This is a genomic window from Curvibacter sp. CHRR-16 (assembly GCF_018474005.1).
In the GTDB taxonomy this organism is placed as follows: Bacteria; Pseudomonadota; Gammaproteobacteria; order Burkholderiales; family Burkholderiaceae_C; genus Allorhodoferax.
In genome coordinates, this window is the sequence record NZ_JAHCSH010000001.1 from 520,436 (window position 1) to 544,023 (window position 23,588).

The following is a 23,588-nucleotide window of genomic DNA, read 5'->3' on the forward strand; positions in this document are numbered from 1 at the left end:
GAGGACAGTGAGGTTGGAGCCTATAAGCGCCAGATAGAATTTGCGGATTTTAAGGGCATGCCCCCAGCCTGCCCGGAGCCGCACCACTTTTTCATGCTTCCAAGCCCTTTACTCACCCCCGCTCAAAAGAAGGCCCTGTTCTGGCTGGCGCTGGTCGCGGTGTTGCTCACTCTGCAGCATTTGCTTGCCCCAGTGCTGGCCCCTTTTGTGGTGGCGGCCGCTTTGGCTTATGTGCTGCACCCCCTCGTGACCCGGCTGCAGCAGCGCAGCCCGCGCTGGTGGCCGCGCTGGCTCACGGTCTTGGTGGTGGAGCTGTTGCTACTGGTGTTGTTGTTCGGTGTAGTGTGTTTGTTGGTGCCTATCGTGCTGACCGAGTTGCCGCGCATCCGTGACCAGTTGCCACCCATGCTGCAACGCGTGCAAGACAGCCTGCTGCCATGGTTGGCGCAGTGGGGCATCAAGGTCGATGGTGCGGTGCTCGACGAAGCGACTTTGCGCGACTGGATGGCCAATTACCTGCAGGCCAATGTGCAGACCATGCTGGCTTCTGCTTTGGCGTCGCTGCGCTTGGGGGGCAGTGTGGCGGTGGCCGTGGTGGGCAACGCCATGCTCATTCCAGTGGTGCTGTACTACCTGCTGCAAGATGGCCCACAGTTTGTGGAGCGCTTGCACGATTTGCTGCCGACAGCCTACCGCGACGCGGTGCACAGCTTTTTGGAAGAGTGCCACAGTGTGCTGAGCCAATACCTGCATGGGCAGGTATTGGTCATGGGCAGCTTGGCGCTGTACTACAGCGTGGCACTCATGCTGGGTGGCTTGGATTTGGCTTGGCCCATTGGCACCTTTACCGGGCTGGCGGTGTTTGTGCCTTACATCGGCTTTGGGCTGGGTTTGGTGCTGGCTTTGCTGTCGGCGCTGCTGCAGTTTGGGGCCGATGGCATGCTTTACCCACTGCTGCTGGTGGGCTGTGTCTATGGCTTGGGGCAGGTGGTGGAGAGTTTTTTCCTCACCCCCCGTTTGGTGGGAGAGCGTATTGGTTTGCACCCCTTGGGTGTGATTTTTGCGTTGATGGCGTTTGCCCAACTCATGGGCTTTGTTGGGGTGCTGGTGGCTTTGCCAGCCAGTGCCGTGCTGCTGGTGGCTTTGCGCCGCTTGCGCCAGTGGTACCAGGCCAGCAGCCTGCACCAAGAGTAAGAGGAAGCGCATGCGCCAGATCGCTTTGGATATAGGCCTGTGGACAGGCCCCACGCTGGATAACTTCGTGCCGGGCCCCAACCAAGCGGTGCTGGAGCACTTGCAGCTATGGCTGGGTGCAGCCGACAGTGGCCTGCTCTCACCTGTGCCCACCTATTTGTGGGGGACTGATGGCTGTGGCAAGTCACACCTGCTGCGAGCGGTGCGTGAGGCCTTGCGCATGCGCGGCGCCAGTGTGGGGTGGATGGATGCCAGCACTTTGCACGCCCCCGACTTTGACGAGCACTGGGCTTGCGTGCTGATGGACGATGTGCACCTGTACACTGCCGAACAGCAGCATGCCGCTTTCAACTGGTTTGTGAACGCGCAAGCGCACCAACGCAGCGTTTTGTCAGCCGGTTCGGTCACCCCTCTGGGGCTGGCCTTGCGCGAAGATTTGCGCACCCGCTTGGGCTGGGGCCATGTGTTTGGTCTGCAGCTACTTTCCGAGGCCGAAACACGCAGTGCGCTGCGCCAGACGGCCGATGCGCGTGGTGTTTTTCTGCGCGATGAGGTGATGGACTACATGCTCAAGCGCTTTAGCCGCGATTTGGGCAGCTTGATGGAGCTGCTCGATTTGCTGGATCGCTATGCCTTGCAGACACAGCGGCCCATCACCATTCCTTTGCTCAAATCCATGATGGACAACGAATGACAACTTCTGCTCCCCAAGCCCGTGTGGCTTTGTTTGACTTGGACCACACCCTGATTCCGTTTGATTCCGATCACTCCTGGGGCGATTACATGACGTCTTTGGGCTGGGCCGATGCCGCCTTCAAAGCCCGTGGCGATGCGTTTTACCAAGACTACTCCAACGGCACCTTGGATATTCATGAGTACGTGCGCTTCTCGGTTGCTCCGGTAGTGCAGCGCGGCGCACAGGCTTCGCACGCCGCACACCAAGGCTATATGCGCGAGGTGGTGCAGCCCCAAATCTTGCCCGTGGCCCAAGACATGGTGCGCCAGCACTTGGACGCAGGCGATGAGGTCATCATCGTTACGGCGACCAATGTGTTTGTGACCCAACCGATTGCGGCGGCGTTTGGTGTCAAGCACCTCATTGGCATTGACTTGGCGATTGACCCCAGCACGGGCTGGTACAACGGCGAGATCGCTGGCGTACCGTCCTTTAAAGAAGGCAAGGTGCAGCGTGTGGGCGACTGGTTGGCCGCACGTGGCTGGAGCTGGGACAGCGTGCACGTCACGGCTTACTCCGATTCCAAAAACGACATCCCCATGCTGGAAAAGGCCAACGTGGCTATTGCCACCAACCCCGACGCCACGCTGCGCGCCTTGGCGCAAGAGCGTGGCTGGCGCATACTGGACATCTTCGCCTGAAGCCTTCGGGGCACAGGCAGTCTCAAGGACATTGCATTGATCACTCGAATCATCAACAAACTGCTGGGCAAAGACAAAGCCACGGGAGCAGCACGCAAACCATCGTTTGGCAAACGGGTGGATATTGGCCCGGAACAGCACCGCATCAACCCCGAGTTGGTGGACGAGCGCGCCATCCACGTGGTGCAAACCCTGCAACGCGCCGGGTATGAGGCCTATATCGTGGGCGGCGCGGTGCGCGATCTGCTGGTGGGCTTGCGTCCCAAAGACTTTGACGTGGCCACCAACGCCACGCCCGAGCAGGTTAAAGGCTTGTTTCGCCGTGCCTTCATCATCGGGCGGCGCTTTCGCATCGTGCACGTGGTGCACGGTCGTGGCCGCGAACACGAGGTGATAGAGGTTTCCACCTTCCGTGCCCATTTGGACTCGGCTCTGGCCGAGCAGGTGAGTGGCAACGAGCGCACCAGCAAGGCCGAACTGGCAGGCATGCAGCACGCGGTGGATGCTTCGGGCCGGGTACTGCGTGACAACGTGTGGGGCCCGCAGATTGAGGATGCAGCGCGGCGTGACTTCACCATCAACGCCATGTACTACGATCCGCAGGCACAACGGGTGGTGGACTACCACGGTGGCTTCAAGGATGTGCAATCGCGCACTATCCGCATGATTGGCGACCCCGCCACGCGCTACCGCGAAGACCCGGTGCGCATCATCCGCGCTGTGCGCTTTGCGGCCAAGTTGGCGGGCCTGGGCTTTAAGCTGGACAAAAAGACCGCTGCGCCCATGCTCACTAGCCTGCCCTTGCTGGGTGATGTGCCGCAAAGCCGCTTGTTCGACGAAATGCTCAAGTTGCTGCAAACCGGGCATGCTTTGGCCTCTATCGAGCAGTTGCGCTTGCACAAGCTGGAGCGCGGCATTTACCCGCTGCTCGACTTGGTGGTGGAGCGCAGCGCTTCGCCTCTGGTGCAAACTGCTTTGCAGGACACCGACCGCCGTGTGGGCGAGGGCAAGCCTGTCGCAGCCAGCTTCTTGCTGGCCTGCGTACTGTGGGAAGACGTGTACAAGGGCTGGCAAAAGCGCATCAAACAGGGCGAGCACAGCCACCCGGCATTGCAAGAGGCTATGGACAAGGTATTCGATGCCCGCATTGGCGATGTATCGGGCCGCGGCAAGCTGGGCGGCGATATGCGCGAAATCTGGGCCATGCAACCACGCTTTGACAAGCGCGTGGGCAGCGCGCCCTACGGTTTGCTAGAGCAGCCGCGCTTTCGCGCTGCATTTGATTTCATGCGCTTGCGTTCGGACATTGGCGAGGTGGATGTGGAACTGGCCGACTGGTGGCAAACCTTCAGCACGGCCGACGACAGTACCCGCCAAGACATGGTGGACGCAGTGCGCGCAGCCCAGCAGCAGACCCGCTCGCGCAGCCGCAAGCCTGCCGCAAAGAGTGCTGATAGCAGCCCTGCTGCCAAGGCCCCCGAAGAGCAGGTGCACGGACAGGACGATGACAGCACCACTGAAGCGATTACCGAGGAGAGTGGCAGCAACCCCGGCCGCCGCCGCCGTCGGCGCCGCCGCACTGGGGGTGCTGGCCGCCGCGCTGAAGGCGGGTCGGGCGGCAGTGAAACCGGCGCCCAATGAGTCTTGGTCTTGCGCAGGCCTATTGCGTGCAAGCCTATATAGGTCTAGGGGGTAATTTGGCCGGGGCTGCAGGCAATGCAGCCGATACCGTGCGTTGGGCTTTGGCCCAGTTGGCAAATCACCCCAGCATGGCTCTGCTGGCCCAGTCGGCGCTTTATGGCAGCAGCCCTGTGGATGCGGGAGGGGCTGATTACGTCAATGCCGTGGCCTGTGTGGCTACCGATTTGGCCCCGTTGGATTTGTTGCACGCTTTGCAAACACTGGAAAACCAAGCCGGGCGCGAGCGGCCTTATCGCAACGCCCCGCGTACTTTGGATTTGGATTTATTGCTCTACGGCGATTGCCACATGGACAGCGTGGAACTGACCATTCCCCATCCACGCATGGCAGAGCGGGCTTTTGTGTTGCAACCATTGGCTGATATTGCGCCACATTTGGTCAATCCGCAGGCGTTGGCGCACTTGCGCTTGTCGCAGGGGATATGGCCTTTGTAGTGTTGGACAGAGGGGGTGTTGTGCCCGGTGCCATGGTCATGCGGTTGCGCCCTTGGGTTTTGGATACATACAAAGCCATGTCCGCCCGTGCCAAGCACTGGGTGAGTTCTTCATGGGGAAGGCATTGAGCCACGCCGCCACTGATGGTGCAGCGAATCGCTTGGCCTTGGAATGCAATTTGCAGGTCTTGCACCAGCAAGCGCAAACGGTTGGCTAATTCCAACGCTCCATGGCTGTCAACCATCGGGAGTAGCACTGCAAACTCTTCTCCACCCCAGCGGCAGGCGACATCCTCATCGCGCAGGCTGTGGTGGAGCAGTTCACCAATGTGTTGCAGCACGGCATCTCCCCCTAAGTGGCCGTAGCGGTCATTCACGTTCTTGAAGTGATCCACATCCAGTATGAGCAGCGACAACGCTTGGTTGTGGCGTTTGGCCAAGCTGATGAGGTGCTGGGCATGGGTGTCAAAGCTGCGTCGGTTGTGCAGTTGGGTGAGCGCATCGGTGCTGGCCAAGCGCTCTATTTCTCGCTCTGCCATTTTCCATGGCGTGATGTCAAAGTGCGCCACCACAATGAGTTTTTCCCCGTCCATGCCCAAACACAGGCGTTTGGAGATGTGGCGGTACTTTTCTTCGCCTGTGATGGGGCTGATGTAGTGCTGATCCTTGTTGATTTCTGCTCCATCGAGTACGGCTTTATCCTCAAATGGAGTGTCTTTGGCTAGTTCTGCAGAACGGGGTTTGGTTTTGGTCACAGGCTTGCCAATGAGTTCATGCTTGGCAAAGCCTTGGTGGCGTGCATAGGCCTCGTTCACCATGACAAAAAAACCGGCATCGTTCTTGATGTAAAACGGATCGGGAATCACATCTATGACCCGTTGAATGAATTCGGTGCTGCGCTCACGCAAGGTTTTTTCGTGTTCAATTTCTTGCAGCAATCGCTGCTCGGCACGCCGTTGTGGGGACAGATCGAATTTGACGCAAGCAATCAGTGGCCGGCCGTCGGTGTCAACAAATTTGCGCTTGCTGATGTGCCGATATTCCATTTCGCTGGTGTGCAGGTTGGTGTACAGCTCTTCCTTGGCCACGTTGGCGTTGTTGGCGATGATGTCGGCATCTTCGCGCATAGAGGTTTGTTGGTGCGGGATGCTGGAATTCATGTGGTAGGACTGCTTACCTACCAGATCAATGTCCTTTTTCTCATGCTGCCATTGGGCGACTTGGGCTTGGTTAATCAGCAGGACGGTGCCGTGCTGGTCTTTGATGTAGATGGGAAAAGGAATGGCATCAATGAGTCGCTGCGAATACTCCAGCATGCCAGCGTTGGTGTCAGTAGGGGCTGAGGTGCTGTTGTTGGTGCGCCAGACAGTCCACAGCAGCAAGACAAGCTGCAAAGCCAACAAGACCAGCACCGCTGCAGTAGCCGACAGTACCAAGGATGCGAGTGCGCCTGCTAACAGGATGCTCAGCTGGAGGTAGATCGTGATCATGGGGCAGAACCTAAGGCGGGCATCATCCTTTATCCCTTTGGGGTTTGTGTTTTTTTTTGTTAGACGCTGCAGTGTTATGGTTGCAGCATGCATATCTCTTTTTGGCAATTGGGCTGGCGCACCCTGTGGCGTGATGTTCGGGCAGGCGAGCTGCGGCTTTTGATGCTGGCGGTGACGCTGGCAGTGGCTGCTCTCTCAGCAGTGGGCTTCTTTGCAGACCGTTTGCAAGGTGGGCTGCAGCGCGATGCGAGGCAGTTGTTGGGTGGCGATGCCGTCATCGCTACCGACAATGCACCCACGCCCGAATTCGCCCAAACGGCCCAGCAGTCGGGCTTGCAGGCGGTGCTGACCCTGAGTTTTCCGACCATGGCTCGGGCCGACGATGGGCATGGAAGTGCTAGCAAATTGATAGCGCTCAAGGCCGTGGATACGGGCTATCCACTGCGTGGTAGCTTGCGCACCGCACGAGCGCCCGATGCCCCAGATGCCGTGGTGCAAGGTATTCCCGAGGCCGGACACGTGTGGGTGGATGCGGGCTTGCTGGACGCGTTGGGCTTGCAAGTGGGCGATGCCTTGTTGCTGGGCAACCGTCAGCTGCGCATAGGCGCGGTGCTGACCCAAGAGCCAGACAGAGGGGCTGGCTTCATGAACTTTGCTCCGCGTGTGCTGATGAATCGCGCCGATTTGGCCGCTACCGAGTTGGTTCAGCCCGCCAGCCGCATCAACTACCGCTTGGCCGTTGCGGGCGATGCGGCCCGGGTGCGTGCCTATGTACAGTGGGCGCAAGGCCATGTGCAAGAGGGCAATATGCGCGGTGTTCGGGTGGAAACCTTAGACGGTGGCCGTCCTGAAATGGCCCAAACGCTGGAGCGCGCCAACAAGTTTCTCAACCTGGTTGCCTTGCTGGCGGCTTTGCTGTGTGCAGTGGCTGTAGCGCTGGCGGCACGCTCGTTTGCCAGTCGCCATTTGGACGATTGCGCCATGCTGCGCGTGCTGGGCTTGCCGCATCGCACCATGGCGGCCAGTTATGGGCTGGAGTTTTTGTTAGCGGGGTTGGCTGCCAGCAGTTTGGGCGTGCTGTTGGGCTATGCGGTGCACTACCTGTTTGTGGCCTTGTTGGCTGGTTTGGTGGGGGCGGAGTTGCCCGCGCCAAGCGCCTGGCCTGTGGCCATGGGGCTGGGAATGGGCTTGACGCTGCTGCTGGCCTTTGGTTTGCCTCCTGTGCTGCAGTTGGCGCAGGTGCCTGCCTTGCGGGTCATTCGGCGGGATTTGGGGCAACCCCGAGCCGCCTCGCTGGTGGTGCTGGGTACCGGCTTGCTGGGTTTTGCTGCACTGCTGCTTTTGGCCAGCCGCGATTGGTGGTTGGGTTTGATTTCGGTGGGTGGTTTTGCTGGCGCAGCCTTGCTGTTTGCGGGCGTAGCGGCTGTGTCGGTGTGGTTGTTGCGCCGCATGGTCAATGAGAACACTGCACCGCGTTGGCTGGTGCTGGCCACGCGCCAAGTGGGCGCCCGCCCGGGGTTGGCGGTGCTGCAAGTCAGTGCCTTGGCGGTGGGCTTGCTGGCACTGGTGCTGCTGGTGCTGCTGCGTACCGACCTCATTGACAGTTGGCGCAAAGCCACGCCCCCCAATGCCCCCAACCGCTTTGCCATCAATATCCAGCCCGACCAAGCCGATGCGGTGCGCAGCGCGCTCAACCAAGCCGGTGTGGCTTCTTACGACTGGTTTCCCATGTTTCGGGGGCGTTTGGTGGCGGTGAATGGCAAAGCGGTGAGTGTGGACGATTACCAAGATGACCGTGCCAAACGCTTGGTCGATAGGGAGTTCAACCTCTCGCACACTGCCAGCCAGCCCGAACACAACTCCTTGACCCAAGGCCGCTGGCAAGCAGAAGAACCCGATGCAGTGAGCGTGGAGCAAGGGCTGGCCGATACATTGGGGCTCCAGCTAGGTGACATGCTGCAGTTTGATATAGCGGGGCAAATGGTGCAGGGGCGTATCACCTCGCTGCGCAAAGTGGACTGGACCAGCATGCGGGCCAATTTCTTTGTGCTGTTCCCCAAAGCGGCGATGCCCGAAGTGCCTGTGACTTACCTTACCGCCTTTCGCGCCCCCGAGCGCACAGCCAGCAGTGGCAGTTTTGACAACGCCTTGGTGCGCCAATTTCCCAACCTCACTGTGGTGGACTTGAGCAGCACTTTGGCGCAAATCCAGCGCGTGCTGGATCAAGTGATCCAAGCGGTCGAGTTTTTGTTTGCCTTTACCTTGGCTGCGGGCATTGTGGTGTTGCTGGCCGCTGTGGGCACCACGCGGGAAGACCGGGCGCGTGAGTTCGCTGTGCTGCGCGCATTGGGGGCGGGCAGTCCCTTGCTGCGCCAAGTGCAGCGGGCCGAATTGATGGGCTTGGGCTTCTTGGCTGGTTTGCTGGCCGCTGCTGTGGCCAGCGCTCTGGGCTGGGCATTGGCGCGCTATGTGTTTGCGTTTGACTGGATGGTGTCGCCCTGGGTGTTGCTGGGTGGTGCTCTGGCGGGTGCCGCCTTGGCCGGTCTGGCAGGCTGGTGGAGCTTGCGTGAAGTGCTGCAGCGCCCGGTGGTGCAAACCCTGAGACAGCGCGTGGATTGAGCGCATGATCCCATCAGCACAAACCGAAAGTGGGGTGGTGCGTTTGCGCGGCCACCATTTGCTGTGTTTGCTCACTTATATAGGCAAGGGCTATACCCCCCGTTTCACGGCCCACTTCAATCGGGTGCTTGCACGCATCCAGGCGGGTGAAGAGGTGCAGTTGGTCAGCGGCCCCGATGACATTTGCCAGCCCATGTTGGGCGAGCCCAGTTGCCATTGCCACGAAGCCCGCATAGACCACCGAGATCACTTGGCTTGGCAAGCCGTGCAGGCTGCTTTGCCTACCGCCCGGGCAGAAGGTTGGCACCTCAATGCCGAGGCTGTGCACACCTTGCGCCAAGCCTTTGCCGATGGGCGCTTGCGTGTAGGTTGCTACGACTGCGAGTGGAGCAAGTTGTGCGATGGCATTGCGGCCAATGGCTTTGCTGGTGTGCGTTTGCAGGGGGGCTAGGCACGACAATAGGGCTATGCAGATTCAAGAACCCAACCAAGCAAGCTTGTTCGATGTAATCGGCGGCGAACCCGTTATCACCCGTTTGGTAGAACGCTTTTACGACCTCATGGATTTGGAGCCTGCGTACGCTGAGCTGCGTGCCGCCCATGGCAACACCTTGGACGATGCGCGGCAAAAACTGTTTTGGTTTTTGTGCGGTTGGATGGGGGGGCCCAACTATTTTGTTGAGCGCTTTGGCCATCCCCGCTTGCGGGCGCGGCACATGCCTTTCAAGATCGGCATCCAAGAACGCGACCAGTGGGTGGCATGCATGGCCCAATCCATGCGCGAGGTGGGCATAGACCCGGCACTGCGCGAGCGACTGGAGCAGAGTTTTTTTCAAACTGCCGATTGGATGCGCAACGTCGGGGCATAACGTGTCTATGCGCTGGATGCGCCAGATAGGGCACAGGCTTTTGGCAGCATGCGCGCTGGCGTGTGCCTGCGCGGCTGGGCAGGCTGCCAGCTTGCAGCTACATACCCAAGGTTTGCAAGCCACCATGGACAATGGTTTGCTGCAGGTGCAGCTAGACAAAGGGGAGCTGCGCTTGCTCAGTCGGGCAGGCAAACGCCTGATGGATGCCAGTGATACCGCCAGTGCAGCTACAGCCCAAGCGAAGCCCAGCAGTGGCTATGTGGACTACACGGGCGACAAAAACCAACGCTTTAACCCCACCGCCTTGCGGGTGCTAGAGCAAAGCGAGCAACTGCTGCACATAGCCTACGTGGACGAGCGTGCTGCAACCGGCTTGCTGTTGGAAGTGCATTACCTCTTGCGCCCCGGTGTGGCGGGTCTGTACAGCTATGTGGTGGCTGGTAATCCAATGCAGCAGCCACTGCGGGTGCAAGAGCTGCGTGCGGTGTACCGTTTCAACCCCTTCTGGCTGCACACCTTGCACAACGGCCAGCAGGTACTGCAGCCCCACAGCTATGCTGAACTGGCCCTTATGACCAAGGTGCAGGACGAAACTTGGCAGCTACCAGATCAAGACCCGTATGGCCAGTACTACACCAAATACGACTGGGCTGGGTACCAGCGCCAAACCCCTGTGTGGGGGGTATTGGGCAGGCATCCCAGCGGGGTATGGCTGGGGGCTTGGGTGGTTCCAGCAGGGACAGAGTATTTTTCGGGCGATGCACTCCGCCAAGACTTGCTGGTGCACCAAGACGCGCTGGCGCTGGTGTATATGACCGGGGCGCATTTGGGTAGTACAGAAATGCAAGCCCCGCCAGGGTGGCGCAAGCGCTATGGCCCGTGGTTGCTGTACGTGAACCAAGCCAGTGGGCCGGAGCTACTCTATGCGGACGCACTGGCGCGCAGCCAGCAAGAGCGTGCACAGTGGCCGTATAGCTGGCTGCATGATGCCCGTGGTGCTCGCGATATGCCCAACGCTCAGCCGTATTGGCAGGTACAAGGGCAACTGGTGCCCCAACCCGCTAGCGCCAGCATGCCCTTGTTGGATGTGGCCATGTCTACCTCGCTCACCGAGGAGCCTGCTCTGCAAAACCTGGGCTACACCTACACGGCGCGCACCGACGCGCAAGGCCGCTTTAGCCTGCACATGCCCGCAGGCGACTACCGCATGGTGGTCTATGCCAGTGGGGGGCAGCAAGCGGGTGTATTGCTCGATCGCGTGGTGCACATCGCAGTCCCATCGGGCCGGCACACTGTGCAGTTGCCACCCATGGCATTGCCCCTGCAGCCCACACCCCTGTGGGCCATAGGCCAAACCGATAGGCAAGCCACAGGCTTTGCCTTGGCAGACCGTCCCCGCCGCTATAACTTGCCGCTGCAAGTGCCTGCCGATTGGGACTTTGAGGTGGGTAAGTCGCACGACAGCGATTGGTACTACGCCCAAACCCAAGTGGGTACGTGGCGCATCTTGTTTGACGATCGTGCGGATGGCCGGGATCGCCAACTCACCCTGGCCTTGGCGGGCAGCAGCGATGCACTGCGTCCTGTGTACAGTGCGCCGCGTTTGGTGGTGCGCATGAATGGCGTGGAAATAGGGGTGGTCACTCCAGAGAACGACAAGGCGCTTTACCGCAGCGCCAACCGCAGTGGCCGCTACAGCAGCCATGCGCTGCGCATCCCAGCTGCACTGTTGCGCACAGGCCGCAACACCATCACTCTGCAATTAGAGGGCGGGCAGGTGATGTACGACGCGGTGCTCTACGGCACGGCCCCATAACACGGCCTTTGCGTTTTGCACTATTTGCCTCCCATTTGTCTCCTGCTTGCCTGCCTAGCATCAGCTTATGCGATTGATACAAGACTTTCCCCATTTACAAAATCTCTTCAAGCCAGGGGCGACGGTGCTTGTCGATCCGGCAGCGCGGCGGTTGGCCATGCGCACCTTGGGTGCTGGCGCGGCAGGCTTGATCATGCCTTGGCATTTGGCAGGTTGTGGTGGTGGTGGTGGCTCCTCAGATGGTTCTTCCAGTTCCAGCACTGGCTCCTCCAGCACCTCTACGTGCTCAGTCGTCCCCAGCGAAACGGTTGGGCCTTACCCTGGGGATGGATCCAACACCCTCAGTGGTTCAGTCGTGAATGTGCTCACGCAAAGCGGCGTGGTGCGCTCGGACATCACCTCCAGTTTTGGCAGTTACTCCGGTACAGCGACAGGGGTTCCCTTGACTTTGACGTTGACCTTGCTCAGCGCCAGTAGCAGCACGCCCTTGGTCGGGTATGCCATTTATGTGTGGCACTGCGACAAGGGCGGTAACTATTCGCTCTACAACACCACCAGTGCCAACTATTTGCGTGGCGTGCAGGTGACAGATAGCAGCGGACAGGTCACGTTCACCACCATATTTCCCGGTTGCTACACGCCGCGCTGGCCACACATTCATTTTGAGGTGTATGCCAGTGAAACATTGGCCACCACCAATCCCGCTTCAGACCAAGTGAAAACCTCGCAGTTGGCCTTGCCTGAAAGCGTGTGCGATACGGTGTATGCGACTTCTGCTTACAGCGGTAACGCCAGTCGATTTGGTGCCATCACCTTGGCCACCGACATGGTGTTTAGCGATATTTGCACCAGCCAGCAGATGGCTACGGTAACGGGTAGTGTGAGTGCGGGTTACACCGCGACGATTACTGTGGCGGTGTAGTTTGCACTTCATGGGTGTTGCCAATACCAACCGAGCGTGAGGCCTATGGACATCAGGGCAAAGCTGGCAGCCAGCAGGCCCATGCCGAGGTTGTCCGTGTAGTAGCGGTTTCTGTAGCGGGCGATATTGCGATCAACCAGTACATAGGCCAGCGCACCGATGACCAAGGCCGCTGCTGTGGCCAGCACTGTTTTGGCAATGCTCTCACGCAGGCCCCAAGGCGTGAGCAGGCCGTTGGCAACAAAAGCGCCCATCCAGTGGTTCAAATACAGGGGGTAAGACATGCCGCCCAAAAACTGGCCAATACGGTGTTCAGGGCCTTGGGTGCTGAACGCCAGTACCACCCCAATGCCCATGAATGCCACCCAGTGGTTGTACGAGTAGCCCAGCACAATGGCGCTCAAGGCCGCAACGGCACAGCAGGCGGCGAAGGTGCGAATGGTCAGCGAGAGGCGTTCAATGCCCCAGTGTTGGCACAGCGCTGCAGCGGCCACGCCAAACACAATGCTTTGGTAGAAATTCAGATACCAAGTCAGTACAGCCAATGCCAACCACAGCACAGGGTGGCGCCCCCAGCGACCGAGCAAGGGCGTGAGCAGCAGGGGGGCCAGCAGGTAAAACTGCTCTTCGGCATTGATGCTCCAAAAGTGGTGGCCTGTACCTTGCAAGGGCATGGCATTGCGAAATTGCTCTAGCTGAGGCGTTCCAAACAGGTTGTAGACAAAAGTGAGTTGGTAGGCCGCAATTTCCAACCACTTGGCAGAGAACTCTTTGCGCAGCAAAGACAGCAGCAACACGGCTGCTACGGCCAAGAAGTAGGGTATCCAGATGCGGGTGGCGCGGTTGAAATAAAAGCGCGGCAAACCAGCAGTGGGGGTTTTGAGCAAGATGCCCCCAATCAACTAGCCGGACAGAGCGAAAAACACCTGTACAGCGGCATTGCCTATCCATTCGACTGGGATAACACGCTCATGGTAGAGCACCACCAGCATGGCCAGCACGATGCGCAGGTAGTCGAAATAGGGGTAGTAGGTTTTGGATTCAGTGGCTTGCATCGGGTTTGGGGAGGTGTTTGGCGTTGGTTTGTGGACGTTGGCTTTGCAGCAACACCACCAAAGCCCCCGCACCACCGTGGGATGGGGCGGCTTGCACAAAGGCGATCACTTCATTTTTTTGTACCAACCAGCGCTGTACTTTGGCCTTGAGGACAGGGGTTTTGCCGGGGGAGCCCAGGCCTTTGCCGTGCACCACGCGCACGCAGCGCAGGCCAGCGCGGTGCGCTTGGCGGATGAAGTCGGCCAGCGTTTGGCGTGCCTCGTCGCTGCGCAGGCCGTGCAAGTCCACTTGGGCCTGAATGCTCCAGCGCCCACGGCGCAGTTTGTGTGTCACGTCCATGCCCACGCCGGGGCGGCGAAAACTCAGGTGTTCGTCGGTTTCCAGCAGCGTGGTGATGTCCACCTCGTCACTCAGTGCTTCTTGCAGGGCGGCGGCATCGTCCAGTTCTTTTTGCACAGGCAGTGGGCGGGGTGGCTCGGGGCGCAAATCGGCTCTGCCATGCTCGGCCAGCGGGCGTACCCGGCCCACAGCATGGCGAAACAGGTTGCGTTCGATGGCTTGCTGTTGGCGCTGGCGTTCTTGCTCGCGTCGCAGTGCTTCTTGCTGAGCCGCTTGCGCTGCTTGCTCGGCCAGCAGTTTTTTGATTTTTTTGAGTTCGCCCAAGGTAGTAAAGCGTGGCGGCGCAGCGCCTGGGTTGGCTGGGCGCGGGCTCATAGCAAGCCCTGTTCTGCCAGCGATGCCGACGCACCGGGTGCGACGATGATGTGGTCCAGCACCCGCACGTCCACCAAGGCCAGGGCGGCTTTGAGCGTGTGGGTCAGCGCCTCGTCGGCACGGCTGGGCTGCACGCTGCCGCTGGGGTGGTTGTGCGCCAAAATCACTGCCGCCGCGTGGTGGTGCAGGGCGCGGATGACGACTTCGCGTGGGTACACGCTGGTTTGCGTGAGCGTGCCGCGAAACAACTCTTCCATAGCCAGTAGGCGGTGCTGGGCGTCCAAAAACAACACGGCAAACACCTCGTGCTGCAAGTTGGCAATGTGCATTTGCACGTACTGGCGCACGCTGCTGGGGTCGTTCAGCAGTGCACCTTCTTGCAGCCGCTGGGCGATGGCGCGGCGCGCCAGCTCCAGCACCGCCATCAATTCACTGCGTTTGGCGGGCCCCAGGCCTTTGATTCGCTTGAGATCGTCTGCCCCTGCGTGCAGCAGTGCGGAGATACCGCCCAATCGTTTGGCGGTGGTGTTGCTTGGCATATTGGAGCCAATTGCGTCCGAAGGCGCATGGGTATTGCTGGGGCTGCTATCATTTTTGATGTTGAGCAGTTCTTCGGCTAGCTGCAGCACATTCTTTCCGGGCAGTCCGGTGCGCAGCAACAGGGCTAGCAACTCGGCATCGCTGAGGGCAGAGGGCCCTAGCGACAACATTTTTTCGCGCGGGCGGGCATTGGCGGGTAAGTCTTTGAGCAGCATGGCGGCGCGCCTTTTTACAATAGCGGTCAGTTTATCGGGATCCACATGACAAGCACTGCTGCCCGCATCGAGCCGGGTTCTTTTCTCACGCTGCATTACCGCCTTGGCGGGCCTGCGGGCGACATCATCAACACCTTTGGCGACAAACCCGCCACGCTGACACTGGGCACAGGCCAGCTATCGCCTGCGGTCGAGCAGTGTTTGCTGGGCTTGCCCGAGGGGACGCACACCACGTTTGAGCTGCCCGCAGGTGCCGCTTTTGGTGACCGCAGCCCGGACATGCAGCAGTGGCTGTCGCGCAAAGTGCTCACCGACATGGGCGATCCGCACGAAACCTATTCCCCCGGTGATGTGGTGCAGTTCCCCACGCCCGATGGCTTGGGCCAGTTCGCTGGCGTGGTGTTGGAAGTGCGCGATGTGGATGCCGCCTCTGGTAAGTCCGGCGCTGTGTTGTTTGACTTCAACCATCCGCTGGCAGGCCAGCCGGTGACGTTTGAAGTGCAAGTCATTGGGGTGCTGTGAGCATGAACACCTCTGTACAAGAGATTGTGTTGGCCGAACCACGCGGTTTTTGCGCTGGGGTGGATCGCGCCATCGAGATAGTGGAGCGCGCACTGGCCAAGTTCGGCGCGCCCATCTATGTGCGCCACGAAATCGTGCACAACACTTATGTGGTGGAAGACCTCAAAAACCGGGGTGCCATCTTTATCGAAGAGCTCAGTGACGTGCCACCGGGCGCGACGCTGGTGTTCTCGGCCCACGGCGTGAGCAAAGCCGTGCAAGAAGAAGCCGCCGCCCGCGGATTCCAAATCTTTGATGCCACTTGCCCTCTGGTGACCAAGGTGCACGTGGAGGTGGCTAAGCTGCACAAAGAGGGCTACGAGTTCATCATGATCGGCCACAAAGGTCACCCCGAGGTGGAAGGCACCATGGGCCAGCTCGACAGCGGTATCCATCTGGTAGAGGACGTGGCTGATGTGGCCCGTATCCAACCTAGCCAAACCGATAAGCTGGCCGTGGTCACCCAAACGACGCTGAGCGTGGACGATGCGGCCGAGATCACCGCTGCTGTGGTGGCGCGTTTTCCCCAGGTGCGCCGCCCCAAGCAGCAAGACATTTGCTACGCCACCCAAAATCGGCAGGATGCGGTCAAGCTGCTCAGCAGCGAGGTGGATGTGGTCATCGTGGTGGGCAGCCCCACCAGTTCCAACAGCAACCGGCTGCGTGAACTGGCTGAACGCTTAGGCACCCCCGGCTACATGGTGGACAATGCCGACGAACTGCAAGCCCAGTGGTTGGAAGGCCGCCCCCGCGTGGGACTGACTGCCGGTGCATCGGCCCCACAGATACTGGTTGACGGCGTGATCCAGCGCCTCAAAGACTTGGGCGCGTTGTCGGTGCGCTCTATGCCCGGTGTGGAGGAAACCATGAAGTTTCCCCTGCCCAAGGGCTTGAAGATTGAAGAATAAAAACTGTTATTTGACTGAGAAACCCCATGCTTGACATTACCCTGCTGCGCAAAGACATCGACGCTGTGGTCGCCCGTTTGCAAACCCGCAAAAACCCCCAGCAGTTTTTGGATGTAGAGGCCTTCAAAAGCCTGGAAGCTGAGCGCAAAACCATCCAAATGCGCACCGAAGAGTTGCAAGCCAAGCGCAACAGCGTGAGCAAGCAAATTGGCATGCTCAAAGGCAAAGGCCAGCACGCTGAGGCTGATGCTGCCATGGCCGAAGTGGCTGGGCTCAAGAGCGAGTTGGAAGCCTCTGCTGCGCGTTTGGACGAGATCCAAGCCGCTATGGAAAAAATGCTGCTGGCCGTGCCCAACTTGCCGCACGAGAGCGTGCCCGTAGGCGCTGGCGAAGAGGGCAACGTGGAAGTGCGCCGCTGGGGCAGCCCCCGCAGCGTGGACTTCCCCATCAAAGACCACGTGGACTTGGGCGCGCCCTTGGGGCTGGACTTTGAAATGGGCGTCAAGCTCAGCGGTGCGCGCTTTACCGTGATGAAAGGGCAAATCGCCCGTTTGCACCGTGCTTTGGCGCAGTTCATGCTCGACACCCAAACCAGCGAACACGGCTACACCGAGTGCTACACGCCCTATATCGTCAATGGTGATAGCCTGCGCGGTACAGGCCAGTTGCCCAAGTTTGAGGAAGACCTGTTTGCCGCCAAAAAAGGGGGCCAAGAGGGCGGTGACGAGAATGTGGCGCTCTACCTCATCCCCACCAGCGAGGTGAGCCTGACCAACTTCGTGCGCGACGAAATCGTGCTTGAGGGCGATTTGCCCATCAAGCTAACCGCCCACACACCGTGCTTCCGCTCCGAGGCTGGCAGCGGCGGGCGCGATATCCGCGGCCTGATCCGCCAGCACCAGTTCGACAAGGTGGAAATGGTGCAAATCACCCACCCCGACAAGAGCTACGAAGCGCTGGACGAGATGGTGCGCCACGCGGAGGCCATTTTGCAAAAGCTGGGCTTGCCTTACCGCGTGTTGAGCCTGTGCACGGGTGATATGGGCTTTGGCGCTGCCAAGACTTTTGACTTGGAAGTGTGGGTGCCAGCGCAAGGTACGTACCGCGAGATCAGCTCGGTGTCCAACTGCGAGGCTTTCCAAGCCCGCCGCTTGCAAGCCCGTTTCAAAAACGCCGCTGGCAAGAACGAGTTGGTACACACCCTCAACGGCTCTGGCTTGGCCGTGGGCCGCACGCTGGTGGCGGTGCTGGAAAACTACCAGAACGCCGATGGCTCGGTGACCGTGCCCGAAGTGCTGCGCCCCTACATGGGTGGCGTTGAGGTGTTGCGCTAAGCAGTGCGGGTGCTTTAGCGTTGGCGCAGGGTGTTGACCACTACAAACACCCCGCCCACCGCACCCGTCACAATGCCTACGGGCAGCTCTTGCGGGGCCAGCAGGGTGCGGCTGACCAAGTCGCTGGCCAGCAAAAAGCATGCCCCCATGAGTGCACACAGCAGCAGCAAGCGGGTGTGCAGCGCCCCTGTGATGGCGCGTGCCAAGTGCGGCACCATGAGCCCGACAAAGCCAATGACCCCACTCAGGGCCACAAAGCAGGCGGTGGCCACCGACGAGACGGCAAACACCTCATAGCGCAAGCGTTGGGGGTGCAAGCCTAAGCTGTGGGCGGTTTCATCACCGGCCAGCAAACCATCCAAAGCGCGCCGACGCCAGTAGGCGTAGCCCACCAGCAGCCCTAAGCCTAGCAGCGCCAGTGGCAGGTTGTCCCAGCGGGCGCTTCCCAGACCACCCAAGGTCCAAAAAAACACGCTGCCAGCAGCCCGTTGGTCTCCGGCAAAGACCAAAAAATGCGTCAAGGCCCCAAACAAAAAAGAACTGGCCAAACCTGCCAAGATGATTTTTTCGGGCCCACGTCCTGCGGTTTTGCCGACCAATGCCAGCACGATGCTGGCCGAAGCCAGCGCGCCCACCAGCGCGGCCAAGGGGAGCGACCAAATGCCCAGCGCATCGCCCAGCAGGGTGATGGTTGCGACCGCTCCGGCACTGGCACCAGAGGAGATGCCAAATAAGAAAGGATCGGCCAAATCGTTGCGCGTGGCAGTTTGCAGCATGGCCCCCACCAGCGCTAGGCCCGCGCCCACACAGCCAGCCAGCAGCACGCGGGGCAAGCGCAGGTCTACGATGATGCGCTGGGTGGGCATATCGACTGCAGGCAAACCGATGGCGTGGCCCCAGTTGCCCAATAGGCTGCTAAGCACCTGCTGCCATGGCAGTGCAGTGCTACCTAACAGTGTGCCCAGTACTGCCAGCAAACCCAGTGTGAGTACGCCCAATACGGCGCAAGCCGCCACAAGCGGAAAAGGTCGTTGTAGATGCATCAGGGCTTGGCGCGCATGGCTTTGGCCATTTTTTCAATGGCGTCTATGTTGGCCGGTCCGGGGGTGATTTCGGCATAGCGCAACGCCACGTAGCGTTGGTTCTTCACAGCATCGGTTTCACGCATGGCGGGGTGTTGTTGCAAGAACTGCAGCAGCTTGCTCACGCCATTGCCGTCTTGGTAGTCCAGCAGCACCAAGAATTCGGGATTGCGTGCAGCCACGGTTTCCCACGAGGTAGTGCCCCAACTGGTATCCATGTCTTGCATGATGTTGCGCCCGCCAGCGGCTTGCATCATGGCGCTCACAATGGCGTATTTGCCTGCGGTAAAGGGTTTGTCTTCACCGGAGTCGTACAGGAACACCCGAGGTTCTTTGCCCGCAGTGCGCGGCAGCTTGGACAGCCGTTCTTTCCAGCCATTGACGGTGGTTTGGGCTTGGGCTTGTTTGCCAAAGATAGTGCCCAGTTTGATGAAGTCCTCATACAGCAAATCCATGGTGGCGGCCGGGCGTTGCTTGTCTACGTGGATGCAACTCTCGGACAGAACCAAGGTCTTGATGTTGTAGCGCGCGAGCGTGCTGGGGGTCACATCGCCCCCCACTTTCATGCCGTAGTTCCAGCCGGCAAAGAAAAAGTCGGGGTTGACCGCCAGCAGGTTTTCCAGCGTGGGGTATTTGGGCGCAAGTTCGGGAATGCTGCCCAGTGTTGCTTTGAATTCGGGCCCAGTTTTGTACCAACCCGTAATGCCCGTTACGCCAACCATGCTGGCATTGAGGTGCAAGGCCAAAGCCATTTCGGTCATGTTCAGGTCATGAATCACCGCGCGTTTGGGGGGGGCATCAAAGGTCAGTTTTTGTCCGCAGCTATCGACTGTGACGGGGAATGTTTGGGCGGTGGCAAGCTGGCTTGCTGCGAACAAGGCCAGCAGGGTGCAAAGTTTGCGCATAGGGTGTCCTTTCATAGTTGTAGAGGAAGACGCTGGTCCAACACCAGCATGGGGGTTTGGGTTGTGGGGTGGGGCAAGTAAAACGATCCCACGCCAAATACTTGGCTAATGCGCTCCGTACTGAGTGCTTGTGTTGGAGGGGCCAAGTCCACCAAGCGACCTTGGTGCAAGATGGCGATGTGTTGGGCCCAGTGGTGGGCCAAGGCCAGCTGGTGCAGAACGGCAATGGTGGTCACTTGGCGTTGTGCCGCAATGTGCAGCACTTCCAGTGTGGCTTGCGGATCCAAATGGTTGGTAGGTTCGTCGAGTAGCAGTACTAGGGGTTGTTGGGCCAAGGCGCGGGCCAAGTGAGCACGTTGTCTTTCTCCACCCGATAGACTGCCAAGCTTGCGCTGTGCCAAATGGTGCAGTCCGCAGGTTTGCAGTGCTTCGTGTGTGACGTCGCGCAAATGCTGCGGTGTTTGTATTCCCGCATGGGCCAATGTGCCAAGGTGCACGTAGTCTTGCGCCCGCAATCGAGGGTCTGCCTGATCGGTTTGTCCCATCACTGCGATATGCCGCGCCCGCTCTTGCGGTGCAAGGCGATGCAGATCGCCACCATTGATGCTCACTTGCCCTGCCGTGGGCTGCAGCACACCTGCTAGCAGTTTGAGTAGTGTCGATTTGCCAGCCCCGTTCGGGCCTACCACCGCCATGCGCTGGCCTGCCTCCAGTTCAAAACTGATCGGGTGCAGCAAGGTGGTGTTGGGGGCTAACTCGAAGCACAGTTTGTCCACTGTAATCCGTGCTGCGTTGTGATCGTGGCTTTTCATATTGCAACTCTATTGCGTTATTTTAATGCAATTTGGTTGCATTAATTGCCGCGTGCGGTGAATTGCTGCAGCGCTTGATATGCCCAGATGGCTGCTACAATGCAAGGCTTCGCATCGACCCGTTGTGAAACTAGGAGAAGTGGCAGAGTGGTCGAATGTACCTGACTCGAAATCAGGCGTAGTGGCAACACTACCGTGGGTTCGAATCCCACCTTCTCCGCCAGCATTGCTAAGTTCTTGATTTAAAAGAACTTTTTCAAAGAGGCTTCAAAAGCATATGTACCGAAAGGTGTACTGCTTTGAAGCCTTTTTTGTATTCCAAGGGTCAAAGAAACTATGCAAGGTTTCTGTGACCTGCCCACTGCCAGCCATACCACGGTAAACGAGAGAAGTCCGTCAACCCAGGAGAATGACGGACATGAAGAAGAGCAGATTCAGCGAAGAGCAAATCATTGGTTTTCTGCGCCAAGCCGAAGCGGGCATGGCCATCCCCGAACTGTGCCGCAGCGGCGGCTTCAGTCAGGCCACGTTTTACAAGTGCACTCTGGCTCACATCAGCCCAAAGTGGTCACATGCTGGTTATTCTGAGTAGCTCTAAAGCTTGAAGCGAGGCTCGTGCTCGGCGGGGCTGTGTCTGATCGATTCCCCATTTTTGTAGCCCTTCAATTGCTAAGCGGGTGTTTTTGAAAGTCTTTACGTAGGATGCAAGGTACTGGGATGCGAGTTCCAGATTCCCCAATTCTGCATAAACCAGTCCTATATTTTGGAGGGTCATGGCCCGCCCTGGCTGTATCTTTAAGGCTGTGAGCAGCGTTCCAAGTGCGGCTTCATGCGAGCCTTGTAGATATTGCGCATAGCCGAGATTCCCTAGAACTTCAGCATCGAAGGGTGATAGCGTTGCCGCTTGTGTCAGGCTTCGAATCGCATCGTCAAAATGACTGCTGCGTATAGCGTCCAGTCCGCTCTTGTTCAGCTCACGAGCCCGGCGCTTGTCTTGCGGGGTGTCTCGTATCGTCTGCTTGCTCAAACCTGCTTCAGTCAATAAGTTTTGTATTTGATGAGCAGGTGTAGCAATGAATTGCACTCCCATTGAAGCGAGATCTTGCTGCGTGAGGAAGTAAGTGTCCTTCGGCGGTGTGCGGACGATCTTTCCCAAAATGCTGTCTGGTACATCAAGAGTTGCAAGCACGCGTGAAAAGCGGATTGTCGCTGCCGTTGCTCTATCGGTCTCTTGACCATTTTCGGCCGCACTGTGGACTCCTACCCTAGCACCATTCTCTGCCCAGCGATTGACACCAGCTGCAAACAGGTAGAAACAGGCGCTCGCGCACGTGTCGTTTCCCGTGACAAAGGTAGCTAGCTGACTCTGCCGAATGATTGAGGCGAGTTGCAGACCTGCATCTACACTGCCACCGAGAGAATTCAGTAACAGTCCCCAAACCTTGAGATTTTTCGCTTTGGCGTATTCGAGAGTCTTTTGCAGCAAAACGGGATCGTTCGGCTCTATCTGACCGTCCAGCTTTATGTAGATGAACCCACGCGTATCAAAGTCTGGTGTCAGAGTGACAGCATTGCTTAGTTGGGCTGTGATGAGGGTTACAACTGATACCGCAGTGCGCAGAAAAGTCTTCATGAAAAGAAAATAACTTAAAATAACGTTTAGCAGTTTACGCCATTTAAATACAGCAATAACTTTGAGCGCTAAGCTGGAGATCTTTGAAGATCATTGATATTCAAGTGCTATGCAGCCTGGGTATCGTCGCTATCCGCTAGTGTGGTGTGTTGGGGCTTTTCCCAGCCAAAGAAACGGCAAATCTCGTCGTGCTGTGCCATGGCGTCGCTGTAGCCCAAGGACATGAGATCGGTGGTGAAAGCACTCTCAAACAGCAGGTAGCTGGCCAATGCCGATCCTTTGCGGTCGGCTTTGGCCGATGACACTCCCATGCCGCCTAGCAGGGTGCGCACAGCGGGTGGCAGCGCATCGATGTGGCGGGCGGCCACGGCGTCGAGCCGTTGGCTGGGGGCAATCACCAGCAGGTCGATGGGGCGCAAATTGCTGGCATGGCGTTTTTCTGGCGGCACTAGGCTGATGGTTTGGTTGATGCGGCGCACGCGTTCCACATCTACCGCTAGGGCATCCAAAAAGATATTGGACAGGGCGTGCCCCGCAATTTGCGCAATGCTGGGGTATTGGTCACTGCTGTGCAGATGCAGTTCATCTTTGGGTTCATGCATGCGTCCAGCACCCACCACCAGTACTTTCTCTGCTCCTAAATGGATAGCAGGGGAAATGGGGGCACTTTGTCGCATGGAGCCATCGCCAAAGTATTCGGTGTGGCCTTGCATATCCAGCGGCATGGCGGGAAACACAAAAGGAATGGCGCTAGATGCCAGCAAATGGGCGTGTGTGATGGTGCCTGCAACGGCCCGGCGTTGGCTGCGCACCCAGGCTTCAATGGGACTGCGCGACTGGTAAAAAGTGATGTGCTCGCCCGTGCTGTAGCTCGATGCCGTGACCGCCAATGCACGCAAGTGCCCGCGTCGCAGCAGCAACGGAATGCGTTCTAGCGGCACCAAGGTGCCCAGTAGTTGGTGCAGCGGGGTGTTGTCCAGCAGGGATTTGGGTTTGACACGTCGCCACTTGGCTACGGCCCAACCCAATGAGAGCAAGGTGAGCCAGCGTGCACCCGTACGCAGCATGCTGAAGTGGTCGGCCAAGTACACCTGTTGTGCGTGAAAGTGCCGCCACGTGTGGGCCATGAGTTTCACGGTGGATTCAAACTGATCAGCCCCGCAGGCCAGGGCACTGGCGTTGATGGCGCCTGCCGATGTGCCGGCAATGATGGGAAAGGGGTTGGGGCCCATGGCCTGACCGCATTCGCGGCGAATGTGGGCAATGGCTTCTAGTACACCCACTTGGTAGGCTGCACGGGCACCGCCACCTGTGAGTAGCAAAGCAATCGGTGGGCCAGAAGGTATAGGGCTGAGCATGGGATTGCATTATGGATAGACTTGCGCGCTTTGTACGAGTGGAGAGACG

22 protein-coding genes, 1 tRNA gene and 3 pseudogenes are annotated in these 23,588 nt (G+C 58.9%); 15 read left to right on the top strand and 11 right to left on the bottom strand.

Annotation, left to right across the window (positions count from 1 at the left end):
• The first annotated feature begins 93 nt into the window (after window positions 1-93).
• From KIK84_RS02430 to folK, 5 genes are read left to right on the top strand one after another with little or no spacing between them, the layout of a single operon-like run.
• Window positions 94-1,194: an AI-2E family transporter gene (locus KIK84_RS02430; RefSeq protein ID WP_214121375.1), complete on the top strand. Its 1,101-nt coding sequence runs from the start codon at window positions 94-96 to the stop codon at window positions 1,192-1,194.
• Between the two features lie 10 nt (window positions 1,195-1,204).
• The gene (gene hda / locus KIK84_RS02435; RefSeq protein ID WP_214121376.1) at window positions 1,205-1,888 is read left to right on the top strand and encodes a DnaA regulatory inactivator Hda; all 684 of its coding nucleotides are present in this window, start codon (window positions 1,205-1,207) and stop codon (window positions 1,886-1,888) included.
• Window positions 1,885-2,571, top strand: coding sequence for an HAD family hydrolase (locus KIK84_RS02440; protein WP_214121377.1), 687 nt, complete (start codon window positions 1,885-1,887; stop codon window positions 2,569-2,571). Before hda ends, KIK84_RS02440 begins: the two co-directional genes overlap by 4 nt.
• 36 nt (window positions 2,572-2,607) lie before the next feature.
• Complete coding sequence (gene pcnB, locus KIK84_RS02445; protein WP_214121378.1) at window positions 2,608-4,212, top strand: polynucleotide adenylyltransferase PcnB; 1,605 nt, start codon at window positions 2,608-2,610, stop codon at window positions 4,210-4,212.
• Entirely contained in the window at window positions 4,209-4,706 is a 498-nt protein-coding gene (gene folK, locus KIK84_RS02450; protein WP_214121379.1) for a 2-amino-4-hydroxy-6-hydroxymethyldihydropteridine diphosphokinase, read from the top strand. Before pcnB ends, folK begins: the two co-directional genes overlap by 4 nt.
• Here folK and KIK84_RS02455 read toward each other — a convergent pair.
• Window positions 4,651-6,195, bottom strand: a complete 1,545-nt coding sequence (locus tag KIK84_RS02455) for a sensor domain-containing diguanylate cyclase (protein WP_214121380.1) — start codon at window positions 6,193-6,195, stop codon at window positions 4,651-4,653. The two genes, folK and KIK84_RS02455, sit on opposite strands and share 56 nt — an antisense overlap.
• 87 nt (window positions 6,196-6,282) lie before the next feature.
• Between KIK84_RS02455 and KIK84_RS02460 the strand changes: the two genes are divergently transcribed.
• The 5 genes from KIK84_RS02460 to KIK84_RS02480 all read left to right on the top strand — a co-directional run bounded on the left by KIK84_RS02460 (window position 6,283) and on the right by KIK84_RS02480 (window position 12,421).
• Entirely contained in the window at window positions 6,283-8,814 is a 2,532-nt protein-coding gene (locus KIK84_RS02460; RefSeq protein WP_214121381.1) for an ABC transporter permease, read from the top strand.
• A 4-nt stretch (window positions 8,815-8,818) separates the two neighbouring features.
• Entirely contained in the window at window positions 8,819-9,265 is a 447-nt protein-coding gene (locus tag KIK84_RS02465; protein ID WP_214121382.1) for a DUF1284 domain-containing protein, read from the top strand.
• Window positions 9,266-9,281: 16 nt separating this feature from the next.
• Window positions 9,282-9,683, top strand: a complete 402-nt coding sequence (locus tag KIK84_RS02470) for a group II truncated hemoglobin (RefSeq protein ID WP_214121383.1) — start codon at window positions 9,282-9,284, stop codon at window positions 9,681-9,683.
• A gap of 7 nt (window positions 9,684-9,690) precedes the next feature.
• Complete coding sequence (locus KIK84_RS02475; RefSeq protein ID WP_250207734.1) at window positions 9,691-11,499, top strand: polysaccharide lyase family protein; 1,809 nt, start codon at window positions 9,691-9,693, stop codon at window positions 11,497-11,499.
• A gap of 67 nt (window positions 11,500-11,566) precedes the next feature.
• Window positions 11,567-12,421: a dioxygenase family protein gene (locus KIK84_RS02480; RefSeq protein ID WP_214121385.1), complete on the top strand. Its 855-nt coding sequence runs from the start codon at window positions 11,567-11,569 to the stop codon at window positions 12,419-12,421.
• Between the two features lie 8 nt (window positions 12,422-12,429).
• Here the strand turns inward: KIK84_RS02480 and KIK84_RS02485 are convergent, their stop codons facing one another.
• The 5 genes and pseudogenes from KIK84_RS02485 to KIK84_RS16965 all read right to left on the bottom strand — a co-directional run.
• Window positions 12,430-13,308 carry an acyltransferase family protein gene (locus tag KIK84_RS02485; RefSeq protein ID WP_214121386.1) on the bottom strand — a complete coding sequence of 293 codons (879 nt, stop codon included), beginning with the start codon at window positions 13,306-13,308 and terminating at the stop codon, window positions 12,430-12,432.
• Window positions 13,309-13,323: 15 nt separating this feature from the next.
• Window positions 13,324-13,476, bottom strand: coding sequence for a hypothetical protein (locus KIK84_RS02490; protein ID WP_214121387.1), 153 nt, complete (start codon window positions 13,474-13,476; stop codon window positions 13,324-13,326).
• Window positions 13,463-14,191, bottom strand: a complete 729-nt coding sequence (locus KIK84_RS02495; RefSeq protein ID WP_214121388.1) for a Smr/MutS family protein — start codon at window positions 14,189-14,191, stop codon at window positions 13,463-13,465. The genes KIK84_RS02490 and KIK84_RS02495 overlap by 14 nt, the downstream gene beginning before the upstream one ends.
• Window positions 14,188-14,703 (bottom strand): annotated as a pseudogene (radC, locus tag KIK84_RS02500) (RadC family protein); the annotation flags it as partial. The pseudogene radC and the gene KIK84_RS02495, both read right to left, overlap by 4 nt.
• A gap of 87 nt (window positions 14,704-14,790) precedes the next feature.
• Window positions 14,791-14,946, bottom strand: a pseudogene (locus KIK84_RS16965) (UPF0758 domain-containing protein); the annotation flags it as partial.
• A 45-nt stretch (window positions 14,947-14,991) separates the two neighbouring features.
• On the opposite strand from KIK84_RS16965, the gene KIK84_RS02505 reads away from it, so the two are divergent.
• The 3 genes from KIK84_RS02505 to serS are packed head-to-tail and all read left to right on the top strand — an operon-like array spanning window position 14,992 to window position 17,749.
• Entirely contained in the window at window positions 14,992-15,468 is a 477-nt protein-coding gene (locus KIK84_RS02505) for an FKBP-type peptidyl-prolyl cis-trans isomerase (RefSeq protein ID WP_214121390.1), read from the top strand.
• Between the two features lie 2 nt (window positions 15,469-15,470).
• The gene (ispH, locus tag KIK84_RS02510; protein ID WP_214121391.1) at window positions 15,471-16,415 is read left to right on the top strand and encodes a 4-hydroxy-3-methylbut-2-enyl diphosphate reductase; all 945 of its coding nucleotides are present in this window, start codon (window positions 15,471-15,473) and stop codon (window positions 16,413-16,415) included.
• Between the two features lie 26 nt (window positions 16,416-16,441).
• The gene (gene serS, locus KIK84_RS02515) at window positions 16,442-17,749 is read left to right on the top strand and encodes a serine--tRNA ligase (protein WP_214121392.1); all 1,308 of its coding nucleotides are present in this window, start codon (window positions 16,442-16,444) and stop codon (window positions 17,747-17,749) included.
• 14 nt (window positions 17,750-17,763) lie between these two features.
• On the opposite strand, the gene KIK84_RS02520 is transcribed toward serS, so the two are convergent.
• The 3 genes from KIK84_RS02520 to KIK84_RS02530 are packed head-to-tail and all read right to left on the bottom strand — an operon-like array spanning window position 17,764 to window position 20,548.
• Window positions 17,764-18,792 carry a FecCD family ABC transporter permease gene (locus KIK84_RS02520; RefSeq protein WP_214121393.1) on the bottom strand — a complete coding sequence of 343 codons (1,029 nt, stop codon included), beginning with the start codon at window positions 18,790-18,792 and terminating at the stop codon, window positions 17,764-17,766.
• A complete protein-coding gene (locus tag KIK84_RS02525; protein WP_250207685.1) occupies window positions 18,792-19,736 on the bottom strand; it encodes an ABC transporter substrate-binding protein in 945 nt (314 codons plus the stop codon). Before KIK84_RS02525 ends, KIK84_RS02520 begins: the two co-directional genes overlap by 1 nt.
• Window positions 19,737-19,747: 11 nt before the next feature.
• Window positions 19,748-20,548: an ABC transporter ATP-binding protein gene (locus KIK84_RS02530; protein WP_214121395.1), complete on the bottom strand. Its 801-nt coding sequence runs from the start codon at window positions 20,546-20,548 to the stop codon at window positions 19,748-19,750.
• 133 nt (window positions 20,549-20,681) lie between these two features.
• On the opposite strand from KIK84_RS02530, the gene KIK84_RS02535 reads away from it, so the two are divergent.
• A tRNA-Ser gene (locus KIK84_RS02535) sits at window positions 20,682-20,771 on the top strand.
• A gap of 195 nt (window positions 20,772-20,966) precedes the next feature.
• Window positions 20,967-21,083, top strand: a pseudogene (locus KIK84_RS02540) (transposase); the annotation flags it as partial.
• A gap of 33 nt (window positions 21,084-21,116) precedes the next feature.
• Here the strand turns inward: KIK84_RS02540 and KIK84_RS02545 are convergent.
• Together KIK84_RS02545 and KIK84_RS02550 are read right to left on the bottom strand one after the other, a co-directional pair.
• A complete protein-coding gene (locus tag KIK84_RS02545) occupies window positions 21,117-22,181 on the bottom strand; it encodes a tetratricopeptide repeat protein (protein ID WP_214121396.1) in 1,065 nt (354 codons plus the stop codon).
• A 107-nt stretch (window positions 22,182-22,288) separates the two neighbouring features.
• Window positions 22,289-23,539, bottom strand: coding sequence for a patatin-like phospholipase family protein (locus KIK84_RS02550; RefSeq protein ID WP_214121397.1), 1,251 nt, complete (start codon window positions 23,537-23,539; stop codon window positions 22,289-22,291).
• Window positions 23,540-23,588 lie beyond the last annotated feature (49 nt).

What these genes read in the sequence shown, in the direction of transcription:
- KIK84_RS02430 (WP_214121375.1), top strand. Translation starts at nt 94, where the DNA reads ATGCTTCCAAGCCCTTTACTCACCCCCGCTCAAAAGAAGGCCCTGTTC.
- hda (WP_214121376.1), top strand. Translation starts at nt 1,205, where the DNA reads ATGCGCCAGATCGCTTTGGATATAGGCCTGTGGACAGGCCCCACGCTG.
- KIK84_RS02440 (WP_214121377.1), top strand. Translation starts at nt 1,885, where the DNA reads ATGACAACTTCTGCTCCCCAAGCCCGTGTGGCTTTGTTTGACTTGGAC.
- folK (WP_214121379.1), top strand. Translation starts at nt 4,209, where the DNA reads ATGAGTCTTGGTCTTGCGCAGGCCTATTGCGTGCAAGCCTATATAGGT.
- KIK84_RS02455 (WP_214121380.1), bottom strand. Translation starts at nt 6,195, where the DNA reads ATGATCACGATCTACCTCCAGCTGAGCATCCTGTTAGCAGGCGCACTC.
- KIK84_RS02460 (WP_214121381.1), top strand. Translation starts at nt 6,283, where the DNA reads ATGCATATCTCTTTTTGGCAATTGGGCTGGCGCACCCTGTGGCGTGAT.
- KIK84_RS02465 (WP_214121382.1), top strand. Translation starts at nt 8,819, where the DNA reads ATGATCCCATCAGCACAAACCGAAAGTGGGGTGGTGCGTTTGCGCGGC.
- KIK84_RS02470 (WP_214121383.1), top strand. Translation starts at nt 9,282, where the DNA reads ATGCAGATTCAAGAACCCAACCAAGCAAGCTTGTTCGATGTAATCGGC.
- KIK84_RS02475 (WP_250207734.1), top strand. Translation starts at nt 9,691, where the DNA reads ATGCGCTGGATGCGCCAGATAGGGCACAGGCTTTTGGCAGCATGCGCG.
- KIK84_RS02480 (WP_214121385.1), top strand. Translation starts at nt 11,567, where the DNA reads ATGCGATTGATACAAGACTTTCCCCATTTACAAAATCTCTTCAAGCCA.
- KIK84_RS02490 (WP_214121387.1), bottom strand. Translation starts at nt 13,476, where the DNA reads ATGCAAGCCACTGAATCCAAAACCTACTACCCCTATTTCGACTACCTG.
- KIK84_RS02495 (WP_214121388.1), bottom strand. Translation starts at nt 14,191, where the DNA reads ATGAGCCCGCGCCCAGCCAACCCAGGCGCTGCGCCGCCACGCTTTACT.
- KIK84_RS02505 (WP_214121390.1), top strand. Translation starts at nt 14,992, where the DNA reads ATGACAAGCACTGCTGCCCGCATCGAGCCGGGTTCTTTTCTCACGCTG.
- ispH (WP_214121391.1), top strand. Translation starts at nt 15,471, where the DNA reads ATGAACACCTCTGTACAAGAGATTGTGTTGGCCGAACCACGCGGTTTT.
- serS (WP_214121392.1), top strand. Translation starts at nt 16,442, where the DNA reads ATGCTTGACATTACCCTGCTGCGCAAAGACATCGACGCTGTGGTCGCC.
- KIK84_RS02520 (WP_214121393.1), bottom strand. Translation starts at nt 18,792, where the DNA reads ATGCATCTACAACGACCTTTTCCGCTTGTGGCGGCTTGCGCCGTATTG.
- KIK84_RS02525 (WP_250207685.1), bottom strand. Translation starts at nt 19,736, where the DNA reads ATGCGCAAACTTTGCACCCTGCTGGCCTTGTTCGCAGCAAGCCAGCTT.
- KIK84_RS02530 (WP_214121395.1), bottom strand. Translation starts at nt 20,548, where the DNA reads ATGAAAAGCCACGATCACAACGCAGCACGGATTACAGTGGACAAACTG.
- KIK84_RS02545 (WP_214121396.1), bottom strand. Translation starts at nt 22,181, where the DNA reads ATGAAGACTTTTCTGCGCACTGCGGTATCAGTTGTAACCCTCATCACA.
- KIK84_RS02550 (WP_214121397.1), bottom strand. Translation starts at nt 23,539, where the DNA reads ATGCTCAGCCCTATACCTTCTGGCCCACCGATTGCTTTGCTACTCACA.